Origin of the sequence: Embleya sp. NPDC005575 (assembly GCF_040605455.1) — a bacterium.
Lineage (GTDB): Bacteria > Actinomycetota > Actinomycetes > Streptomycetales > Streptomycetaceae > Embleya.
On sequence record NZ_JBEXCV010000332.1, the window covers coordinates 1 to 1916 of the forward strand.

Annotated in this window: 1 protein-coding gene; it reads right to left on the minus strand. The window is 70.7% G+C overall.

Going from position 1 to position 1916, the window contains the following annotated elements; all coding sequences use genetic code 11:
• A partial coding sequence (locus ABZS54_RS42805) for a condensation domain-containing protein (RefSeq protein WP_355548839.1) occupies positions 1–1916 on the minus strand: 1916 nt, incomplete at both ends.

Genomic DNA, 1916 nt, shown 5'->3' on the forward strand with positions numbered 1-1916 from the left:
CGCATGACCAGCGTGTTCACGAAGAACCCGATCATGTCCTCGATCTCGGCCCGATTGCGCCCCGCGATCGGCGTCCCGACCGCGATGTCCTCCTGACCGCTGTACTTCGACAACAACACCTGGAAGACGGCGAGCAAGGTCATGAACAGGCTCACGCCCTCGTTGTTGGCGGTCTTCTTCAGCCGGCCGACGAGGTCGTCCGGGACGGCGAAGGTGACCAACTCGCTCGCCCCGCTGCGGACCGGCGGTCGCCGGTGGTCGGTGGGCAGTTCGAGCGGCTCCAGTCCGGCGAGCTTGTCACGCCAGTAGGCGAGTTGCCCGTCCAGGACCTCACCGGCCAGCCACTGCCGCTGCCAGACCGCGAAGTCGGCGTACTGCAACGGCAGCGCCGGCAGATCCACCGCGCGCCGGTCGATGGCGGCCGCGTAGTGCTCGTGCAGCTCTTCGGCCAGGATGCCTTCCGACCAGCCGTCCGAGACGATGTGGTGGACGGTGATCAGCAGGTACTGCTCCTCGTCGGCCACCCGCACCGCGGCCGCGCGCAACATCGGGCCGGTGGCCAGGTCGAACGGGCGCAGTGCCTCGATCTCCAATAGCTGCCGGGCCTCGGCATCCCGGCCCACGGCATCCCCGACGCTCCGAAGGTCGTGCACCGTCACCGGCACCGGCCGGGGCTCGTCCACGAGTTGCGCCGGCAGGCCGTCGGCGTCGGCGACGAATCGGGTGCGCAGGATCTCGTGCCGGGCCACCAGACCGCCGAGCGCCGTCTCCAGGAGCGTCGTGTCCAGAGGGCCGCGGATCCGCAGCCCGAACGGGATGACGTACTCGGCCCGTCCGGGTTCGAGCCGGTCCAGGAACCACAGCCGCTGCTGGGCGAAGGACAGCGGGAGCGGGCCGGCGGTGCGAGCCGCCGGCAGCATGTCCGGCGAGTCGCCGGCGTCCAGGTCCGCCACGGCGGCGGCGAGCATGGCCGGTGTCGGCGCGCCGAAGAGCGTCCGGACGGGCGTGTCGACGCCGAGTTCGGTGCGCAGCCGTGAGGTGACCCGGGTGGCCAGCAGCGAATGCCCGCCCAGTTCGAAGAAGTTGTCGTGCGCTCCGACGGTGTCGACGCCCAGCACCTGGGACCAGATCGTGGCGATGGTCTCCTCGACCGGCGTGCGCGGGGCGAGGTAGGCGGCGTCGAGGTCGGGACGGTGGCCGTCGGGGACCGGCAGCGCCTTGCGGTCGACCTTGCCGTTCGGGGTCAGCGGGAGTCGGTCGAGCGTGACGAACAGGGCCGGGACCATGTGGTCGGGCAGGTGCCGCCGCAGGTGGGTACGCAATTCACCAGTGCCGACGGCTGCTCCGCCGGCGACGAGGTAGGCGACCAACCGCCGGTCGCCGGGCGTGTCCTCGCGGACGATGACGGTGGTCGCGGTCACACCCGGGTGGGTGAGCAACATGCTCTCGATTTCCCCGAGTTCGATGCGGTAGCCGCGCAGTTTGACCTGGTTGTCGATCCGCCCGATGTACTCCAGTCGCCCGTCCGGGCGCCACTTCACCAGGTCCCCGGTGCGGTACACCCGCGCGTCCGGGTCGGTGGAGAACGGGTCCGGGACGAAGCGCGCCTCGGTCAGCTCCGGCCGATCGAGGTAGCCGCGGCCGACGCAGATGCCGCCGACCAGGCATTCGCCCGGGACACCGACCGGGACCGCGCGGTTGTGGCGGTCGACCACGTACGCCTTGGTGTTGGTGATCGGGACGCCGATCGGGATGCCGTCCGCGTGCGGGTCGATCGCCGTGCTCAGGCTCATCACGTTGGCGACGGACGCCTCGGTGGGCCCGTATTCGTTGCAGATGGTGGTGGTGGTGTGGGTGGTGGTGAGGATGCGGTGGGCGAGGTGGGGGGAGAGGTCTTCGCCGCCGGCGACGATGGT